Below are 18,146 nucleotides of genomic sequence, written 5' to 3' on the forward strand. Positions count from 1 at the left end.
GTGACCCGGGCAGGAAGCGCTGTCTCTCGGTACGCTTCTCCGTGCTGCCGCATCGAGCCGGACGCGCTGCGGACGGCCGGGGGCCGGCTCGCCGAGCGGCGCACGTCATGCGAACGGGGCCCGGACCGGCTCGGCGGCCATCCGCTCGACGCTTCCGGTGCGCCGGAGCAAGGAGGTCCGTCGTGACCGGCCGTTTCGGCACGCACGCCGCGTTCACCCGGGAACGCCTCTGCTCCGGCTATGTCCTGCTGTACCGCATCGACCCGGACGTCGGATTCGTCTTCGGGAAGGGCGCGATGCACTGCCGGACCCGCTGCCGCTTCCGGCGCTGAATTTCCGAAGACCGCCGATCGCGCGGTTGAACGCCGCGACCTGGAAAGGGCGTCGGGCGACTGTGCCGACCCAGGGGAAGCACTGGGCGGCGAACGCGCCCCGAGAAAGCCGCAGAGTGAATCCGGCGTACGCGCGGTGTTTCCCGACGAGATCCGCGAGCCGATGAAAAATCAACCGGCCGCGTTATGCTCCCAGGGTGCCGGGGCCCGATCGGGTGCCCCATTCCCTGTCATTCTCACGTCCGGAGGAAACATGGCGACGCAGGCGATAGTGGTGGGCGAGTACGGAGGACCGGAGGTTCTCGAACTCTCCCCGACCGAGGTCCGCTTACCGGGACCCGGCGAGATCCGGGTGGACGTGGAAGCGGTGGGGGTGAACTTCAAGGACATCTACCAACGCACCGGCGTCTCCGCCCCGGAGGTGCCGTTCGTGCCCGGCCTGGAGGGCGCGGGAAGGGTCGAACGGCTCGGCGAGGGAGTCACCGCGCTCGCCGTGGGACAGCGGGTCGCCTGGGTGGACGCCCCCGGAAGCTATGCGGGCCAGGTGGTCCTCCCCGCCGAACGCGGCATTCCGGTACCCGATCCGGTCCCCACCGACGTCGCGGCCGCCGCGCTGGCCCAGGGCGTCACGGCCCACTTCCTGACGCACTCCACCTACCCCGTGAAGGCCGGTGAGAGCGTACTGATCCACGCGGCGGCGGGAGGTACCGGATTGCTGCTCGTCCAGCTCGCCAAGCACCTCGGCGCCCGGGTCGTCGCCACGGTCTCCACCGAGGAGAAGGAGAAGCTTGCCCGCGGGGCCGGGGCCGACGAAGTGATCCGCTACGACGGACTGAGCTCCGCCCGGACCTCCGCCGAGGTCCGCCGGCTGACCGGGGGCCAGGGCGTCGACGTCGTGTTCGACGGGGTGGGCGCGGCTCCCGTGGCCCGCCCCCGGCGGAGGCCGTCGCCGCCGACGGGGGCGGTAAGGTGCGGAGCCGTGCGCGCGGCGATGGCCCGGCCCGGCAACCGGCCCCGTGGCCCGCCGAGTTCCGCACGGAGACCGCAGAGACGAGTGAGGCCCTCTTGACCGCCGCCGGGGACACCACCGACCTGCCCTCGTCGGAGGACGGCGATGACACCGCCACCTCCGTCGGGGCGATCCTCGTGGCCAGCTTCCCGCTGGCCCCCGGGCAGTGGCTTCCCGCGCACAGCCACACCCACCACCAACTGGCCTGGACCCGCAGCGGCGTGCTGGGCGTCGGAGTGGCCGACGACTACTGGGTCCTGCCGCCCCACCGCGCCCTGTGGCTGCCCGCCGGCGTCGTCCACCGGACCGGCGCCACCCACGACGCCGTGCTGTGCAGTCTCTACCTCGACCCGGAGCGCTGCCGCCTCGACTGGACCGAGCCCACGCCGGTCGGGGTCGACCCGCTCCTCGCGCAGCTGATCGGCTACCTGGACCGGGACGACCTCAAGGAGGGTGCGCGGCTGCGGGCCGAGGCCGTCGTACTGGACCTGCTGACCCCCCTGCCGGTCACCCCGCTCGACGTCCCGCACCCCAGCGACGACCGGGTGCGCGCCGTGGCGAACGCGCTGCTGCGCGACCCGGCGGACGGACGCAGCCTGGAGGCGCACGCCCGGGCTGTCGGCGTGAGCCGCCGGACCATGACCCGGCTGTTCGTCCAGGACACCGGCATGCACTTCGACCGCTGGCGCACCCATCTGCGGCTGCGTGCCGCGCTGCCGCTGCTCGCCGAGGGCCGTCCCGTGTCGCACGTCGCGCACTCCGTCGGGTACGCGACGGCGAGCGCGTTCCTCGCGGCCTTCCGGCGCACCCTCGGCACCTCCCCGGGGCGCTACCTCAGGGGCCACCTCGACCCGGGCACGGGCGCCGCAGAGGCCGAGGACGACTGAACCCACGGGCCCCGGCGGGCGGGGGAATTCGTGGCCCGCTCCCCGACCGGCAAGAGCAATATGAGTGCTTGACCGGCTACGCAGCGCAGTTTACGTTCAGTGCATGTTGTTGAAGTGAATCCGCTTGCGCTCATCCCGGAGGGGCAATGAACCTCAGTACGCGGCAAATTGAGATTCTGTCTCTCATTGCCAAGGGGCATCGTGACAAAGAGATAGCAAAGCATCTCGGCATGTCCGTTCGCACGGTTGATTCCCATCTGCAGCGCCTTTACGACCGGTACGGCGTACGGAGCCGAGCGGCCATTGTCGCCAAATGGCTGCTGGAAGGCGGCACCCCGATGTCCCCGGAATGCGCCACCCCTGTGGGCGCGGTGCCGGCGCGGCGATAGGCGGCGACCAACCTCGTACGCGCGGGGATCGCCGCACCGCGGCCCGTCGGCTTCACACCGGGACCGCGACGACCGCCGCTTTGGGCGGAGGCCGCGCCTGTTCACGTTCGGCGCGGCGGAGCCGCCCCACTGACGCCACCTCCACCCGCACCCCGGGCGAAGGTGCCCTCCCTACTTTCTGACATGATGTTGTAAAGTATGCTCCGTCAAGCGGCCGGGGGAGCCCGTGTCCCGCACAGCCCGGCCGGACGTAGGCGACATCGCCCACACCCTCCAGACCGGCCGGAGGGGCTCGCCGAGGCGCTGCGCGGCGACGACGGCGTCCAGGGCGACACCGGCGGCCAGTGCCACCGAGGTCGCCGATCACATTCAGGAGTGGTTCGAGGCGGGTGCCGCCGACGGCTTCACCGTCATTCCGCCCTACCTGCCCGGCGCGCTGGACGACTTCGTGGATCTGGTCGAGCCCGAGCTGGACAGGCGCGGGCTGCGGCGGGCGGCCCGGGACGGCGAGACGCTGCGCCGGCGGCTCGGACTGGAGCGCCCGGCGCATCGGGCCCCGGCCCGTCGCCTCTTGGCGGTGTTCGGACCGGGGGAGGACGGCATCGCGGCCGGCCCCGCCCGGGTGCGGGGACGGCCGCGATGCCGTGCACGACGCGCGCCGGCCCGGTCGCGCCACCGCGCGACCGGGCCGGCTCCCTCGATGTCTACGGGCGTGCGGGCTCGTGCGTGTCCGGCTGGGGTTCGTCGGACCCGGTCGGCACCTTGCCCAGCAGCGTGCCCACGAAGACCGCCCCGACCACGATGAAGCCCGCGGCGACCATCATGCCGAACGAGAATCCCTCCGTGGCGGCGCGCACGGACCCGTCCGACTCCGTCAGCGAATCCGTGCGACGGGTGGCCAGCATGACGAGCACCGCCACACCGGAGGCGCCGCCGATCTGCTGCACCGAGCTGAAGAGCGCCGACCCGAGACCGGCGTTCTCCCCGGTCGTGCCGGAGACTGCCGCGATGCTCAGCACCGGCAGGCTCAGTCCGCAGCCGAGGCTGGTGACCAGCATGCTCGGCAGGATCCCGGTGACGTAGTCGTCGCCCGCCTCGATGCCGGACATCATCACGAACCCGACGGCGGTGATCAGGAAGGAGACCACGAGGCTCTGGCGGAATCCGAACTTCATCACCACGCGGGAGGAGAGCCACATCCCGGCGAGGAGGGCGACGCAGAAGGGCATGTACGCGAACCCGGCCTTGAGCGGCCCGTAGCCCACGACCGTCTGCAGGTGGATCATCAACAGGAAGGCCATCGCGAAGAGGGCCGCGGAGAAGATCAGGGTCGAGACGTTGGCGACGGCGCGCGTCCGGTTGGAGACGAACTCCAGGGAGACCAGCGGGTCTTCCGTGCGGGACTCGACCACGACGAACACGACGGCCAGGACCACGGCGAGGATCAGGGACCCGTAACTGGTCACATCGTGCCAGCCGGACTCACCGGCCTGGAGGAGGCCGTACACCAGGGCCACCACGGAGAGCGTGCCCAGAACGGCGCCCGGTACGTCCAGGCGGGTGCTCTTGGAGGCCCGGCTCTCGCCGATGAGGCGGGGGAGCAGAACGAGCGCCACCAGGGCCACCGGCAGGTTGATGAAGAAGATCCAGCGCCAGGAGGCGAGCCCGGTCAGCGCTCCGGAGATCACCAGGCCGAAGGTGCTGCCCAGCCCGGCGATGCCGCCCCAGATGCCGAGCGCCCTGGCCCGCTCCTGGGTGCTCGGGTACAGCAGCGTGATCAGCGACAGGGCCGCCGGGCTCGCCATGGCCGAGCCCGCACCCTGGATGATCCGTCCGAGGACCAACTGCCAGGGCTCCTGGGCGAGCCCGCACAGGAGGCTCGCCGCGCCGAAGATCGTGACGCCGAGGAGGAAGATTCGGCGTCGGCCCAGCAGGTCGGCCATGCGGCCGAACAGGAGCAGCAGCCCGCCGAACGAGAGGAAGTACGCGTTCACCACCCAGGCCAGGCCCGCGGAGCTGAAGCCGAGGTCGTCCCGGATGCTGGGGAGCGCGACGCTCACCACGTTGTCGTCCAGGATGAGCATGAACTGGACGAAGCAGAGCACGACCAGAACCAGTCCGCGGCGATTGGCGCCGCGGGGCGAAAGAAGTGTCGACGTCATGCCACGCATCCCGTAGTCGAGGGATCCACCGCGGACTTGTCACAGGAGCGCGGTTCTCGGCAGCGGTAGAGGAGAGGCATGTCTTCAGGCTAGGTATTTACCTGTCTGGCCGCGATGCTTTACTGGGACACATGATAGCGAGATGGGGCCATCGTGTGCGATCTTCGTGCGGGCCCCTGGCAGGTCAGTGCCGCGCGCCGGCCAACAGCCCCGCCAGGATGGTCTCCAGCTCTTGACGGTGGGTGCTCTCCGATTTCCCGGTGCGCTCGGTCCGTTCGACGGCGGCCCGGTTCTCCAGGGGCAGGGCGGTGGCCGGCCGCACCCGTCCTGAGGGCCGTGCCGTCCGGAAGCTGGTACGTGCACGCGCTCGCGCGCAGACCTGACGCGCCCTCAGTGCACGGCGACGCGGTGGGGCCCGTGCTCGGCAGCGCGCCCGACCGGCTCGTGGTGGGGAAGTCCTTCGGAGACACCGTCCTCAGCTGCCCGCACCGCGGGCGCCCCGTGCTGCTCCGGGTCGCCCAGGCGCCGGCGGTGCTGCACGAGCACCCCGCCGACCCGCGGGCCGAGTCCGGGGCCTGACACGCGCCCGCGGGCCGTGCTCGCGGCGGTCGCGCAGGCCGGGGGCACGTGGCCGGTGGGCCACGGATCCCCGGCCGAAGCCCAGGACGTCACGGGCGTCCGGGCCGTGCCGCGTCCGGTCGCCGGCGCGAGGTCCTCAGTAGCCGCGCCCGTAGCCGTAGTCCGGCTTGTGGCTGTGGCTGGGGCTGGGCTTGGTCGGGGTCGGGGTGGGAGTGGCCGTCGGGGGCCGCGTGACCGGGGGAGTGGTCGGCGGCAGGGTGATCGGGGGGACCGTGACCGGCGGGACGGTGACGGGAGGGACCGTGACGGGTGGGATGGTGATGGGCGGGTCGGTCACCGGCGGCACGGTGATGGGGGGCACCGTGATGGGCGGCACGGTGACCGGCGGGATGGTGATGGGCGGTTCGGTCACCGGGACTTCGGTGGGCGGGGGAGTGGTGACCGGCGGTGATGTCGTTCCGGCACAGGTGACATCGACGTGACCGAGTTCGACGTCGACGAGAGGCCCGTCGTACAGCTCCTGGCCGTTCTCGTCGCGCAGGTTGCCGGAGATGGTGATGTCCAGGCCGGCCCGGGCCGAGGTCTGGGGCTGGTAGCCACCGCCGGCCGGGTCTTCGATCTGCTCGTACTGGACGGTGAGGGTCGCCGTACTCACCTCGTCGGCGCCCAGTTCCGCTCCCGTGACCTCCAACTGCGTCGTTCCGGTGGGCACCTGGCGCCCCAGGACCCCGATGGTGTTGGAGTCGGTGCGCGCGTAGGCGAGGGCGAGCGGGCCGATGGGCGCGGGGATGCACTCGGTGTAGGCGTCCAGGGAGCCCACGCTGAGGAAGTCCCTGTCGTTCAGCGACAGGGTGAAGCCGGATGCCTGTGCCTGGGCCCAGTTCTTCTCCGGTTCGGCGCTCGTCCTGGCCACCGCCTGGCCGCGTACGGTCAGGTAGTCCAGCACTCCGGACGGGTCGGAGAGGTCTCCGTTGTCGAGTCCGCCGTTCGGTGGGGAACCGGCGGTGCCGAAGGTGCCGCTGAAGGCGTCCAGCCCGGCCGGGGGCACGTTGGAGATGGTGAGATCGGCCAGGATGCTGTTGGCCACATCACCGTCCGCGGCCCGCGCGCCCGGGCTGGCCATCGTGAAGCACGCGCCGGTCACGGCCGCGGCCGTACAGACAGCCAGCGCGGCGCGGACCGCGGAACGGCGGATGTCGCGGCGCGTTCCGTGGGGGAGGGGCAGTGTTGTCAGCATGCATTAATGGGAGCGGACCGGGCGCGCAAGTTGAGGGATCCGCCGCCGAACAGGTGTGTTGCGACCCGTGCCGGGGCGGACGGAGCCCGCGGCGGTCGCCCACACGGGTGAGGAGCGAGGTCCGGCCCGTTCCACCGGAACACGCGGCACGTCGGGTACGGCCCGTTCCACGAGCGCGCGGCACGTCGAGTGCGGCGGGGGCGGTCAGACGTCGGTGCGGATGACCACGGCGAGGGTGCGGGGGCCGTGGACGCCCTCCACCCGCTCCAGTTCGATGTCCGAGGTGGCGGAGGGACCGCTGATCAGCGTGGTCGGACGTTCCGGTACGAGCCGTGCCACGGCCTCCGGGACGCCCGGCTCCACCGACGACAGGTCGACGACGCAGACGTGCAGGTCGGGGACGAGGGAGAGGGCGCGCCTGCCCTGGTCCGGTGAGCCGTCCAGGAAGATGGTGCCGGTCTCCGCGCAGGTGACGGCCGAGGCGGTCACCACCCCGTCGAGGTCGCCGAGGCTGGGGGGCGGGATGTCCGCGCAGTCGCGCTGTACCCGGCCGGTGTACGCGGTGAGCCACTCCTCGTCGAGCCCCGGGGGGACACCGACGCTGCGGGCTCCCCGCTCCTCCAGCACGGCGGCGATCACCTCGGCCGTCCGGTCGGCGGTGCAGGGGTGCACCTCGGCCTTGTAGTCGAGAAGCCGGTCGGTCAGCAGTGCCAGCCGTTCGCCGTCCGGGAGGGTGCGACCGGTGCGGTACGCGCGGGGGATCTCCGCCGCGGGGACGGGGGCGAGGGCGAGTGCGTCCCTGATGCGGCCGAGCACCGTGTCGCGGGCGGTGGTCCTCACTGTTCCTCCTGGTGGTCGTCGGCGGCCCGCCGGGCCGCGCCCTCGGCCGAGGCTTCGCGCAGGGTGGCGGCTCCCTCCGCGGAGGCCAGCCAGGCGCGGAAGGACTGCTTGGGCGGGGCGGGGGTGTCGCGGCTGTCGCTCCAGCCGTCGAACGGCGCGGGCAGGCGCGAGATGACGCGGTCGCGTCCGCCGACGCCGACGGAGCGGCTGAGGGAGGCGGCCTTCTGCGCGGCCGTGTAGATCCTGGGCGACTTCATCACGCCGGCCGCCGCCTTCATGGCCAGCTTCTCCGCCGTGGTGCCGGCCTGCTCGGTGTGCTGGTGGCGCAGTTCCACCAGCAGCGACGGGATGTCGATCTTGACGGGGCAGGCGTCGAAGCAGGCGCCGCAGAGGCTGGAGGCGTACGGCAGCGAGCTGTTGGGGTCGTCCTTCGCCGCGTGCATGCCCGCGAGCTGCGGGGTGAGGACCGCGCCGATGGGCCCGGGGTACGTCGATCCGTAGGCGTGGCCGCCGGCCCGTTCGTACACCGGACAGACGTTGAGGCAGGCCGAGCAGCGGATGCAGTTGAGCGCCTCACGGCCGATGCGGTCGGCGAGGGCCGCGGTGCGTCCGTTGTCGAGGAGGACGAGGTGGAACTCCTGCGGCCCGTCACCAGGGGTCACGCCCGTCCACATCGAGGTGTACGGGTTCATGCGCTCGCCGGTGGAGGAGCGCGGCAGCAGTTGGAGGAACACCTCCAGGTCCTGGTAGCGCGGCAGCACCTTCTCGATCCCCATCACGGTGATCAGGGTGTCGGGCAGGGTCAGGCACATCCGGCCGTTGCCCTCGGACTCGACGACGGACAGGGTGCCGGTCTCGGCGATGCCGAAGTTGGCGCCCGAGACCGCCACCCTGGCCGTCATGAACTTCTGGCGTAGATAGGTCCGGGCGGCAGCCGCCAGATGGGCGGGCACGTTGTCCAGGTCCGGGTCGACGCCGGGGATCTCGTCGAGGAAGATCTGCCGGATCTCGTCGCGGTTGCGGTGGATCGCCGGCACGAGGATGTGCGACGGCTTGTCGTCGGCGAGCTGCACGATCAGCTCGGCCAGGTCCGTCTCGTACGGGGTGATGCCCTCGGCTTCGAGGTGTTCGTTGAGGCCGATCTCCTGCGTGGCCATCGACTTGACCTTGATCACGTCGCTGCTGCCGGTCGCCTTGACCAGGCGGGTGACGATCGCGTTGGCCTCGACGCCGTCCCGCGCCCAGTGCACGGTGCCGCCCCGCTCGGTGACCTTGGCCTCCAGCTGTTCCAGCAGCTCGGGCAGGCGGTTCATGGTGTCGGTCTTGATGGCCGATCCGGCGTCGCGGAGTTGCTCCCAGTCGGGGAGCTCGCCGGTGACGCCGATGCGCTTGGCCCGGATGGTGCCGGTGGCCCGGCCCAGGTTGCGGCGCAGCTGCTCGTTGAGCAGTTCGTCGTGGGCGGCCCGGGGGAACTTCCGCTCGCCCCGCAGGTTCCCGGTCCCGTACGGGGCGCGCGGCGGGGTGGCGGGCATGCCGAGGAATGTGCTCATCGGGCGGCCTCCGTGAGGGCGTACGGCGCGGTCCGGGTGGATCCGAGGATCTGGGCGAGATGCAGGGTCCGGGTACCGGACTTGATGCGGGAGAGCCCCCCACCGATGTGCATCAGGCAGGAGGAGTCCCCGGCGGAGCAGACATCGGCCCGGGTGGCGGAGATGTTGCGCATCTTGTCCTGGAGCATCGCGGTCGAGGTGTCGGCGTTCTTGACGGCGAAGGTGCCGCCGAAGCCACAGCAGGAGTCCGCCTCCGGCAGCTCGACGAGGTCGATCCCCTCGACGGCGCGCAGCAGCCGGAGCGGCTTGTCGCCGACCCGCAACATGCGCAGGGAGTGGCAGGTGGGGTGGTACGTGACCCGGTGCGGGAAGTACGCGCCGACGTCGGTGGCGTCCAGCACGTCCACCAGGAACTCCGACAGCTCGTACGTCTTGGCCTTCACCGTGGCGACGCCCGAGCGCAGCGCCGCGTCGCCGTAGCGTTCTGCGACGATCTCGTGCTGGTGGCGGACGGAGCCCGCGCAGGAGCCCGACGGCATGACCACGGCGTCGATGGAGGCGTCGCCGAACTGCTCGGCGAAGTTGCGCACCAGCGGGACCGGCTCGCGCTGGTAGCCGGTGTTGACGTGCATCTGGCCGCAGCAGGTCTGACCCGGAGGGAAGACCACCTCGTGGCCCAGGCGCGCCAGCAGCACCGCCGTGGATTTCACCGCCTCCGGGAAGAGTGTGTCTCCCAGGCAAGTGGCGAAGAGTCCGATACGCATGGAGGCCTCTCCGATCGCAAGTTGTGGTCCGACCATACTAGCCTCAGGTCATTCCGGGAAGCGGCGCGCCGACGGGGTGCCGTGGGCGCGGCGGAGCGGACGGCGGGTGCCGCACCCCTCTCGTCGCCCAGGTGCTCGATCAGTGACCTGACCACTATTTTGGTCTGACCTTATTGACATGCGACATATGCAGTGCCCTACTAATGCCTTGAACCGACTGTCCGGTCCCTCGCGACCGCGGCCGCGACCGGCCCGCGACCGTGCGGGGCGAGGCTCGGCGGTCCACGGCCCGCGTCCTGGTTCGCCCCGCCCCGTGCCGCTCGACGAGGAGTAATTTCGTGGCCTCTGCACCACCCGCCCCCGCGCTTGCTTCGTACACACCGGATGTGCACGCCATCGGCGACAGCCTCCTGGCCACCGCCCTGGTCAGCCTTGTTCCACTCGCCGTGTTCTTCCTGCTCCTGATGGTCGCGAAGCGCTCGGCGCTGGTGTCCGCCCTGGGCTCGGTGCTCACCGCCCTGCTCGTCGCGGTCATCGGGTTCGGGATGCCGGTCGGACTCGGCCTGCTCTCGGCCAGCCAGGGACTGGTCTTCGGACTCCTGCCGGTGATGCTGATCGTCGTGGCGGCCATCTGGTTCTACGAACTCACCGTTGTCAGCGGCAGGTTCGAGGACCTTCGCCGTTCGTTCAGTGCCGTCGGCCGCGGCGACCTGCGGGTGCAGGCGATGCTCATCGCGTTCTGTTTCGGCGGCCTGCTGGAGGCGCTCGCCGGCTTCGGCGCCCCCGTCGCCATCACGGCCGTGATGCTGATGGCCCTCGGCCTGCCGCCGGTCAAGGCGGCGGTGACGGTTCTGCTCGCCAACACCGCACCGGTCGCCTTCGGCGCCATGGCCATCCCGATCACCACGGCGGGCAACCTCACCGGCATCCCGGCCGAGGACATCGCCGCGGTGGTCGGCCGCCAGTCCCCGCTGCTCGCACTCTTCGTGCCGCTGCTGCTGCTGTTCGTCGTGGACGGCACCCGGGGGATTCGTCAGCTGTGGCCGATCGCCCTGGTCACCGGAGGCGTCTTCGCCGTCGCCCAGTTCTGGTGCGCCGGCCACTTCGCGTACGAACTCACCGACGTCGTCGCCTCGCTCGCGGGATTCGCCGCCGCCGTGCTGATGCTGCGCTTCTGGCGGCCCAGCACGCCCGAGGACCAGCACTCCGCGGTGGAGAAGGAAGCCCTCACCCCGCGCCGCGTCATCTACGCCGTGCTTCCGTACATCCTGGTCATCGGCGTCTTCGCCCTCGCCAAGCTCAGTGTCGGCGGCCTCGACGTGCCCGGCATCCTCGGCCACCTGAACCTCGTCGTCGAATGGCCCGGCCTGTACGGCGAGCTGCTCACCTCGGGCGGCGAGCCGTCCTCCAGCGCGATCTACAAGCTGGAGGTCCTGGGCAACCCGGGCACCCTGCTGATCATCTCGGGCATCCTGGTCACGCTGATCTACCGATTCGCCGGGGACCGTGACAGCTACCCGATGACCGGGGCCATGGCGCTGTCCGCCGCCGGGCGCACCCTGAAGAACATGCGGGTCGCCATCGCGACGGTCGCCACGGTGCTCGCGCTCAGCTACGTGATGAACCAGTCGGGCCAGACCGTGGCCATCGGCACCTGGCTGGCGACGGCCGGCGGACTCTTCGCCCTGCTCTCGCCGACGCTCGGCTGGCTGGGCACCGCGGTCACCGGCTCCGACACCTCGGCCAACGCGCTCTTCGCCAACCTCCAGCAGACAGCCGGCCAGGCCGCCGGGATCGACCCGACGCTGCTGGTCGCCGCCAACACCTCCGGTGGCGTGGTGGCCAAGCTGGTCAGCCCGCAGAACCTGACCATCGCCGCCACCGCGGTGCGGATGCCGGGATCGGAACGTATCCTGCTGCGCAAGGTCGCCGGCTACAGCGTCGCCATGCTCGCCGTCCTGTGCGTCCTGGTCTACCTGCAGTCCACGTCCGTGCTCTCCTGGATGCTGCCGTAACCACGCACAGCCAACCTGCTTCGTCACACTGCCGCCTGCCCCGCGGGGCAGGCGGCAGTGTGACGCCAGGGCCTAGCTCCCGCCGCCGTCCTCGACGGCGTCACCGGTCCGGTTCTCGTCCACCAGCGTGCCGTGGAAGCCCCGGATGTGGACCTCGGCCAGATCGGCGGCCTCCTCGCCGCGCCGGGAGCGCACCAGGCGCAGCAGCTCGGCGTGCTGGGCGTTGAGACGGGTCCGGGTGGCGGGCCAGTCGGCCACCGCTTCGAGGGCCCGCAGAATGAGGGGCCGCACCGACTCGCGCACCGCCGAGGTCAGTGTGGAGGTGAGCGCGTTGCCCGAACTGCTGGCCACCTTGACGTGGAAACGGGTGTCCAGCTCGTTGAACTCCTCCGGAAGGATGCCCGGCTCCGACATCCGGCGGACCACCTCCTCCGCCTCGTCCAGATCCGCCGCGTCGGCGTGGTGCGCGGCGGCGGAGAAGCTGGAGCGCTCCAGGGCGACCCTGGCCTCCAGCACGTCGTGCAGTCCGTAGCTGCCGAGGGCGAAGTGCAGCCGCAGCAGCCGGCCCAGCGCGTCATCGGGATTGCGCACGATGCGCGCCCCCGAATCCGGGCCCCTGCCGGGCTGTGCGACCAGCACACCAATGGTCTCCAGCACCCGGAGCGCCTCACGCAGAGCCGAACGGCTCACCCCGAAGACCGGGGCCAGCTCCCGTTCGGGCGGCAGCCGATCACCGGCCCTGAGCTTCCCGGCGAAGACCTGCTCCTCGATGCTCTGCAGCACGAGTTCATGCGTGCGCGACTGCTGCACGGGCTGCCACTCGACAGGCATCCGCAACTCCCTGTTCCGGCCGACATGCGTACCTCGACTATGTCACACACGGTATGTGGTCGGACCAGAAGTGGTGGGGGTGGCTGCGCCCTCGCTCCGGGCGCGCGCAGAGCCCGCGCTCACGCGCGCCGTGCCCGCGTTCAGCGCCCCCCCCGAGGGAAGTCCTGGACGGTACGGCATGCCCTGGACCGCCGCACCCGGGTGCACCCCGGACCGTGTTGCCGCTCTGCGTGGCGTTCCGGGGCGAGGATACTCCCCGGGGGTAAGGTGAACCGTGAGTGGAGGGGGTGTTCCGTGGGCGGTTTCGGTGTGCTGGCGGCTCTCGCCGGGCTGACGCTCGCAGGACTCGGGGGCATCGCGGCTCTCGCCCGACTGGCCGCTGTGGGGCCCGTGGTGACGGAGAGTCTGCCGCATCTGGGCGGGCTGCCTCCCGCCGAGCACGCGCTCTCCCGCTTTCACGTGCGCTGGTACACGGTGACCATGGTCTTCCTGGCCTTCGACATGGAAATGATCTTCATGTATCCGTGGACCCTCGTGGTGCCCATGATGGGCACGTCTTCGGTGGTGGAGATGTTCCTCTTCCTCGCCCTCCTGCTGTCCGGCGTTCTCTACGCATGGCGCGAGGGGGCGCTGCGGTGGACCTGACCCGGGCTCTGCTGCGCCTCGCGGCGCGCACCCCGCACGTGCTGATCGTTCCGGTTCCCGGCGCCGCGCGGTTACGGATGGACGTCGAGGACGCGGTCGGTTCCCGTCGCTGGCGCGAGGCGAGCGGTCCGGCGGACACCGACCTCCTGATCGTCGCGGGGACGCCCGGCCCGGAAATGCGTACCGTCCTCGCCCGAGTCTGGGAACTCGTCCCGGCGCCCAGGGTCCGAATCGACCTCGACACGCAGGCGTCACCGGGGGACATCGGCCGGTACCTGGACGAGGTTCCCGGCCGGCTCGCCGACCCCCTCCGTGCGCGCGACGAGGCGAGAACGGCCGCCCGTCGCCAGGCCGCCGACGATGTTCACGGCCATCGTCCCGGCGGCCCGGCACGCGGTGGGGCGCCCGCTGCCGCAGCGGTCCGCACCCGGCTCGACGAGGAACGTCAGTTGCTGGGCGGTGATGGGGGGCCGGACCGCGAGGAGCCCGCCCGGGACGGCGAGCACGAGGGGCATGGCGGGCACGCGGAGCGCGGCGAACATGGCGGGCACGCGGGGCACAGCGAGCACGCGGAGCACGGTGGGCGCGAGGGGCACGCGGGGCACGGTGAGACCGGCGGGCACGGGGGCCATCACGGCCACCACCACATGGACATGCCGCTGCAGGGCGGGCTGGGCATGGCGGACGTGGCCGAGGACCGGGACGGGCTGGCGCTGGACGTGCTCAACCTCCCGCTCGGCCCGGTACTGCCGGACTGGCCCGCCGGCCTGGTCCTCGACGTCGTCATGCAGGGTGACGTCATCGCCTCGGCGGAGGCGCGCTTCCTCGACGGGGCTCGGGTTCCGCGGGGCGCCGGCGAGTTCGGCCCGGTGGTAGGGGATCTCGACGTGACGGCCCGGGTGCTCGCGGTCGCTGGATGGCCGGGACCCGCCGCGCGAGCGCGAGCCCTGCGCGACCGGGTGCGCCGCGGTGCCGTGCGCGAGGAGGTCGAGAACGAACTGACCGCCCTGGTCCGCAGGGTGCGGGGGTCCCGGACGCTGCGGTTGATGCTGCGCGGCCCGGGCGGCGACCGGAAGGCGGACGTCGCCGGTCTCCTCGAAAGCAGGCTGTCCCGGATCGAGGCGCACGCCGCGGGCCGCCCCACCGGGGAGCCGGACGAGCCGGGCCGTCCGTCCGTGCGGGAGCTGGGCGGTCGGCTGGCGGGGGCGGAGTGGGCGGCGGCCCGTCTGCTCATCGCGGCTCTCGATCCGCACCCGGGCCCAACGGCCCGCCACGCTTCGGCCGGCGCGGGGCCGGCGGAGTGATGGCCGCCCCCGCGATGGTGCTCGTGCTGCCGGTGCTGCTGGTGGCCGCGGTGTGGTGCGTCGCCGTGCTCGACGGCGTACTGGCCGACCGTGCCGCCGGACACCGCGGCGGTGCGGGCCGCTCCCTGGTGCGCCCGGGGCAGGAGGTGGCGCGCCTGCTGGCCGGGCAGCGCCGCACCACGCAGGCGGCCGACGGGCTGCTGCGCTGGGCGGGCATCGCCGGGCTGATCGTCGCCTCTGTGCTGGCGGCCGGTGTGGTCCCGCTGGGCTGGAAGGCGCCCGCGGACCTGTCCGTCGGGGTGGTCTGGTTCAACGCGATGGAGGTCGTGGCGTGGGCGGCGGTGTGGCTCGTGGGCTGGGGCCCCGACAGCGCCCTGTCCCTGGTGGGCGGTTACCGGTTCGTCGCCCAGGGCCTGGCCTACGAACTGCCGCACATGTTCGCGATCATCACCGCCGCACTGGGGGCGGGCAGCCTGCGCATGAGCGACATCGTGGACGCGCAGGCGGGGCTGTGGTTCGCCGTCTGGATGCCCGCCGCGTTCGCCGCCTACCTCCTCAGCGCCGCCGCGATGGCCTTCTGGGGGCCGTTCGACGCCCCCCTCGGCCGGGACGTGGCCGGTGGTGCGGCGGCTGAACTGTCCGGGGTGGACCGACTGCTGTTCGAGGGCGGACGCCGGCTGCTGCTGGTGGCCGCGGCGGCTGTGGCGGTGCCGCTGTTCCTGGGCGGCGGACACGGCCCGTGGCTGCCCGCCGGGGCGTGGGTGCTGGTCAAGACCCTGGCGGTCCTGGCGCTGCTGGTCTGGCTGCGCCACCGCCTCCCGGTGGTCCGGATGGACCGCTGGACGGAGATCTCCTGGATCGTGCTGCTGCCCTTGACCATGGTGCAGGCCCTGGCCGTCGCCCTGGTCGTCCTGGCCCGGGGAGGCGGTGGGCCGTGACGCTCGCCGTCCTCCTCGCGCTGGGCGTGCTCGCCGTCGGCGGCGGTGTGCTGGTCTTCGTCGTCGACTCCATGGCGCGGGCCACGTTCTGCCTGCTCGCGTCGTTCATCGCCGTCGCGGTCATGATCCTGATGACCGGCCTGGCCTACCTGGGCACCGTCATCATCCTCATGATGATCATCGAGATGGTCATCATGGCCGTCTTCATGATCATGTACATGATGAATCCGGCGGGGCTCATGCCCATGTCGATGTTCCACAACACCCGCGGTGCGGCCCTCATCTCCGGACTGCTGTTCGCCGGGCTGACGGCAGGGATCTTCCTGGCGGACTGGCCGGAGAAGCGGGGCGAGCGTCCGAAGGACCCGACGACGGCGCTGGGCGAGACCCTGATGGAAGGTCACATGCTGACCATGATGACCCTGGGCGTGACCCTCTTCTCCACGATCGTCGCCACCGTCGTGCTCGCCACCGGGCGTGGCCGGTACGACCGGCTGGGCGACGGCCTGGACGCCGCGCACGCCGATGATCCCGCGGGCGGGGGCGTGGGCAGGTGATCCTCGAAGCGTTCCTCGTGGTGGCGGCGGCGCTGTTCTCCGTCGGCCTGTTCGGTGCGCTGACCCAGCAGTCGGTCGTCATGCTGATGATGGGCCTGGAGCTGATGATCAACGGGATCATGCTGGCGGCCGCCGCGTTCTGGTACTTCCTCGCCCCCGCCCCGGACGGACAGATGATCGTGGTCGCGGTGGTGACCGCGATGGCGATCGAGATGGCGATGGGCTTCGCCTCGGTCACGGCCATCTACCGGGCCAAGCGCATCGACATGACCGACGCGGCCACCGAGCTGGAGGGCTGAGCGGTGCTGCTCCTGATCCTCCTCGCCCTGCCCCTCACCGCCGGGCTGCTGCTGCCGGCGGCACGCGGCGGCCGATGCCCGGTCGTGGCGGGTGTCCTGGCCGCGATGGGGACCCTGGTGGTGGCGGTGGCCGTGGCCGTCGAACGACCGGCGGGGCAGGCGCCGCTGCTGGCCGGTGTCCCGGCCGGCTTCGGCGTGGACGGACTCTCAGCGGTGCTGGTCGTCCTGGTCGCAGCCGTGCTGCCGGCCTGTCTGATCGTGGCGGCGGCCGAACCGGAACTGCGGACGGGCCGGTTCTCCGGGCTGATGCTCGTCTTCACCGGGGCGATGCTCGCCACGGTCACCGCGACGACGCTCGCGCCGCTGCTGATGGCGTGGGAGGTCATGGGCGCGACCAGTTGGGCGCTGATCGGCTACCGGCTGGACGACCGCGGGGCCACCCGCGCGGCGAACGTCGCGTTCCTGACCACGCGCACCGCCGACCTCGGCCTGTACGTGGCGGGCGGCGCGCTCCTCGCCGGGGGCGCCGCGGCCATGGCCCTGGACGACACGGCCACCCTGGACGGGGGGTGGCTGCACCTCGCGGTCGCCGGGTTCGTGCTGGCCGCCCTGGGCAAGTCCGCGCAACTGCCCTTCAGCTTCTGGCTGTCGGGGGCGATGCGCGGCCCCAGCCCGGTCTCCGCCCTGTTGCACTCGGCGACGATGGTCGCCGCGGGCGGCTACCTGCTGCTTCGCCTGGCCCCGGCACTGGAGGCGGCCGGCTGGGCCGGACCGCTGGTCGCCTGGATCGGAGTGGTCACCGCGCTGCTGATGGGGTTGGTCGCCGTCGTCCAGGACGACCTCAAACAGCTTCTCGCCGCGTCGACGTGTTCGCAGATCGGGTTCATCGTGCTGGCCGCCGGAACCGCCGGCACGCAGGCCGGACTGTTGCAGATGGTCGCGCACGCCGCCGCGAAGAGCCTGCTGTTCCTCATCGCCGGGCTGTGGCTGGCCGCCCTGGGCACCCGCAGCCTCAGCGGTGGCCTGCGCGGAGCCGCCCACCGCCATCCCGCCGTCGGCGCAGCCTTCACCGTCGCCGCCCTGGCCCTGGCCGGACTCCCGCCGCTGGGACTGTGGGTGTCCAAGGACGCCGTCCTCGCCGCCGCTGCCGCCACCTCGCCCGCCCTCTACGCCGCCGGACTCGCCGCCGCGCTCGTCGCCGCCTGCTACAGCGGCCGGGCCCTGTGGTGGGTATGGCAGCCCGCCCCCGACAACGGTCCGCACCGGATGCGGGTACCCATGACGGCGACCGCCGTCACCGCCGTGCTCGCCGCGGCCGCCGCCGGGGCCGGGCTCCTCGTCTACGGTCCCCTTTCCCTGCACCCCGACCCCGCCCCGCACCCCGGGGAACTCGCCGTCTCCGCCGTGCTCGCCGCCGTCGGGCTGCTCATCGCCCGGCGCTGGGCCGCCCGGACACCGGCCGCGAGGCCACCGACCCCATGGCTGCGCCTGGAACCCGCGGCCCGACGTGGCATCGCCCGACCCGTGCTCCGCCTCGCCGCGCTCCTGGCCCGGGCCGACGACCAGGTCCTGGCCCGCGTCCCGGAACGCGCCGCACACGCCGTGCTCACGCTCGCCCGCCACACCGACGGTCACGGCGAACGTGCCGTCGAGGGCGCGGTGTCAGGCGTCGCGGACGGTGCGCGCGCCCTGGGCCGGGCGGCCCGGCGCCCGCAGACCGGGCAGTTGCACCAGTACTACGCCCAGGCGTCCACGGGGTTCATCCTCCTCGGCGCCCTGGCCGTTGTCGTGATCGTGGTGAGGTGACC

At 72.1% G+C, this 18,146-nt stretch carries 19 protein-coding genes; 12 read left to right on the forward strand and 7 right to left on the reverse strand.

The window, feature by feature from the left end; all coding sequences use genetic code 11:
- The first annotated feature begins 182 nt into the window (after positions 1–182).
- The 4 genes from DTB53_RS37470 (at position 183) to DTB53_RS20910 (ending at position 2,617) form a co-directional block, all read left to right on the forward strand.
- Positions 183–332: a hypothetical protein gene (locus DTB53_RS37470; RefSeq protein WP_236586358.1), complete on the forward strand. Its 150-nt coding sequence runs from the start codon at positions 183–185 to the stop codon at positions 330–332.
- A 253-nt stretch (positions 333–585) separates the two neighbouring features.
- Positions 586–1,401 (forward strand): zinc-binding dehydrogenase, encoded by an 816-nt coding sequence (locus DTB53_RS20900; protein ID WP_012378080.1) that lies wholly within the window; start codon positions 586–588, stop codon positions 1,399–1,401.
- Entirely contained in the window at positions 1,398–2,228 is an 831-nt protein-coding gene (locus DTB53_RS20905) for an AraC family transcriptional regulator (RefSeq protein ID WP_012378079.1), read from the forward strand. The genes DTB53_RS20900 and DTB53_RS20905 overlap by 4 nt, the downstream gene beginning before the upstream one ends.
- A 146-nt stretch (positions 2,229–2,374) precedes the next feature.
- On the forward strand, positions 2,375–2,617 hold the full coding sequence (locus DTB53_RS20910; RefSeq protein WP_003964689.1) for a response regulator transcription factor: 243 nt from the start codon (positions 2,375–2,377) through the stop codon (positions 2,615–2,617).
- A gap of 704 nt (positions 2,618–3,321) precedes the next feature.
- Here the strand turns inward: DTB53_RS20910 and DTB53_RS20920 are convergent.
- Together DTB53_RS20920 and DTB53_RS36895 are read right to left on the reverse strand one after the other, a co-directional pair.
- Complete coding sequence (locus DTB53_RS20920) at positions 3,322–4,779, reverse strand: DHA2 family efflux MFS transporter permease subunit (protein WP_052295620.1); 1,458 nt, start codon at positions 4,777–4,779, stop codon at positions 3,322–3,324.
- 184 nt (positions 4,780–4,963) lie between these two features.
- Positions 4,964–5,101, reverse strand: a complete 138-nt coding sequence (locus tag DTB53_RS36895) for a hypothetical protein (RefSeq protein ID WP_159402388.1) — start codon at positions 5,099–5,101, stop codon at positions 4,964–4,966.
- 14 nt (positions 5,102–5,115) lie between these two features.
- On the opposite strand from DTB53_RS36895, the gene DTB53_RS20925 reads away from it, so the two are divergent.
- A complete protein-coding gene (locus DTB53_RS20925; RefSeq protein ID WP_012378077.1) occupies positions 5,116–5,358 on the forward strand; it encodes a hypothetical protein in 243 nt (80 codons plus the stop codon).
- 136 nt (positions 5,359–5,494) lie between these two features.
- On the opposite strand, the gene DTB53_RS20930 is transcribed toward DTB53_RS20925, so the two are convergent.
- From DTB53_RS20930 to DTB53_RS20945, 4 genes are all read right to left on the reverse strand, one after another.
- Positions 5,495–6,595 carry a hypothetical protein gene (locus DTB53_RS20930; protein ID WP_012378076.1) on the reverse strand — a complete coding sequence of 367 codons (1,101 nt, stop codon included), beginning with the start codon at positions 6,593–6,595 and terminating at the stop codon, positions 5,495–5,497.
- A gap of 204 nt (positions 6,596–6,799) precedes the next feature.
- Entirely contained in the window at positions 6,800–7,435 is a 636-nt protein-coding gene (locus DTB53_RS20935) for a LutC/YkgG family protein (RefSeq protein ID WP_003964685.1), read from the reverse strand.
- Positions 7,432–8,985, reverse strand: a complete 1,554-nt coding sequence (locus DTB53_RS20940) for a lactate utilization protein B (protein ID WP_012378075.1) — start codon at positions 8,983–8,985, stop codon at positions 7,432–7,434. The genes DTB53_RS20935 and DTB53_RS20940 overlap by 4 nt, the downstream gene beginning before the upstream one ends.
- Positions 8,982–9,749 carry a (Fe-S)-binding protein gene (locus tag DTB53_RS20945; RefSeq protein ID WP_012378074.1) on the reverse strand — a complete coding sequence of 256 codons (768 nt, stop codon included), beginning with the start codon at positions 9,747–9,749 and terminating at the stop codon, positions 8,982–8,984. Before DTB53_RS20945 ends, DTB53_RS20940 begins: the two co-directional genes overlap by 4 nt.
- A 338-nt stretch (positions 9,750–10,087) precedes the next feature.
- Between DTB53_RS20945 and DTB53_RS20950 the strand changes: the two genes are divergently transcribed.
- The gene (locus DTB53_RS20950; protein WP_003964682.1) at positions 10,088–11,764 is read left to right on the forward strand and encodes an L-lactate permease; all 1,677 of its coding nucleotides are present in this window, start codon (positions 10,088–10,090) and stop codon (positions 11,762–11,764) included.
- A 72-nt stretch (positions 11,765–11,836) separates the two neighbouring features.
- Here DTB53_RS20950 and DTB53_RS20955 read toward each other — a convergent pair whose 3' ends face one another.
- Positions 11,837–12,595 carry a FadR/GntR family transcriptional regulator gene (locus DTB53_RS20955; protein ID WP_042495572.1) on the reverse strand — a complete coding sequence of 253 codons (759 nt, stop codon included), beginning with the start codon at positions 12,593–12,595 and terminating at the stop codon, positions 11,837–11,839.
- Positions 12,596–12,889: 294 nt separating this feature from the next.
- Between DTB53_RS20955 and DTB53_RS37475 the strand changes: the two genes are divergently transcribed.
- From DTB53_RS37475 to DTB53_RS20985, 6 genes are read left to right on the forward strand one after another with little or no spacing between them, the layout of a single operon-like run.
- A complete protein-coding gene (locus DTB53_RS37475) occupies positions 12,890–13,240 on the forward strand; it encodes an NADH-quinone oxidoreductase subunit A (RefSeq protein ID WP_003964680.1) in 351 nt (116 codons plus the stop codon).
- A complete protein-coding gene (locus DTB53_RS20965) occupies positions 13,231–14,544 on the forward strand; it encodes a hypothetical protein (RefSeq protein WP_063744770.1) in 1,314 nt (437 codons plus the stop codon). Before DTB53_RS37475 ends, DTB53_RS20965 begins: the two co-directional genes overlap by 10 nt.
- The gene (locus tag DTB53_RS20970) at positions 14,544–15,482 is read left to right on the forward strand and encodes an NADH-quinone oxidoreductase subunit H (protein WP_042495566.1); all 939 of its coding nucleotides are present in this window, start codon (positions 14,544–14,546) and stop codon (positions 15,480–15,482) included. The genes DTB53_RS20965 and DTB53_RS20970 overlap by 1 nt, the downstream gene beginning before the upstream one ends.
- Positions 15,479–16,039 (forward strand): NADH-quinone oxidoreductase subunit J, encoded by a 561-nt coding sequence (locus DTB53_RS20975; RefSeq protein ID WP_003964676.1) that lies wholly within the window; start codon positions 15,479–15,481, stop codon positions 16,037–16,039. Before DTB53_RS20970 ends, DTB53_RS20975 begins: the two co-directional genes overlap by 4 nt.
- Positions 16,036–16,338 carry an NADH-quinone oxidoreductase subunit NuoK gene (locus tag DTB53_RS20980; protein WP_003964675.1) on the forward strand — a complete coding sequence of 101 codons (303 nt, stop codon included), beginning with the start codon at positions 16,036–16,038 and terminating at the stop codon, positions 16,336–16,338. The genes DTB53_RS20975 and DTB53_RS20980 overlap by 4 nt, the downstream gene beginning before the upstream one ends.
- A gap of 3 nt (positions 16,339–16,341) precedes the next feature.
- On the forward strand, positions 16,342–18,144 hold the full coding sequence (locus DTB53_RS20985) for an NADH-quinone oxidoreductase subunit 5 family protein (RefSeq protein WP_012378069.1): 1,803 nt from the start codon (positions 16,342–16,344) through the stop codon (positions 18,142–18,144).
- Positions 18,145–18,146 lie beyond the last annotated feature (2 nt).

Source organism: Streptomyces griseus (assembly GCF_900460065.1).
GTDB classification, from domain to species: Bacteria; Actinomycetota; Actinomycetes; order Streptomycetales; family Streptomycetaceae; genus Streptomyces; species Streptomyces griseus.

Excerpts from the sequence above, each read along its gene's own strand:
- DTB53_RS20900 (WP_012378080.1), top strand. The coding sequence starts at position 586 with ATGGCGACGCAGGCGATAGTGGTGGGCGAGTACGGAGGACCGGAGGTT.
- DTB53_RS20910 (WP_003964689.1), top strand. The coding sequence starts at position 2,375 with ATGAACCTCAGTACGCGGCAAATTGAGATTCTGTCTCTCATTGCCAAG.
- DTB53_RS20920 (WP_052295620.1), bottom strand. The coding sequence starts at position 4,779 with ATGACGTCGACACTTCTTTCGCCCCGCGGCGCCAATCGCCGCGGACTG.
- DTB53_RS20930 (WP_012378076.1), bottom strand. The coding sequence starts at position 6,595 with ATGCTGACAACACTGCCCCTCCCCCACGGAACGCGCCGCGACATCCGC.
- DTB53_RS20940 (WP_012378075.1), bottom strand. The coding sequence starts at position 8,985 with ATGAGCACATTCCTCGGCATGCCCGCCACCCCGCCGCGCGCCCCGTAC.
- DTB53_RS20945 (WP_012378074.1), bottom strand. The coding sequence starts at position 9,749 with ATGCGTATCGGACTCTTCGCCACTTGCCTGGGAGACACACTCTTCCCG.
- DTB53_RS20955 (WP_042495572.1), bottom strand. The coding sequence starts at position 12,595 with ATGCCTGTCGAGTGGCAGCCCGTGCAGCAGTCGCGCACGCATGAACTC.
- DTB53_RS20970 (WP_042495566.1), top strand. The coding sequence starts at position 14,544 with ATGGCCGCCCCCGCGATGGTGCTCGTGCTGCCGGTGCTGCTGGTGGCC.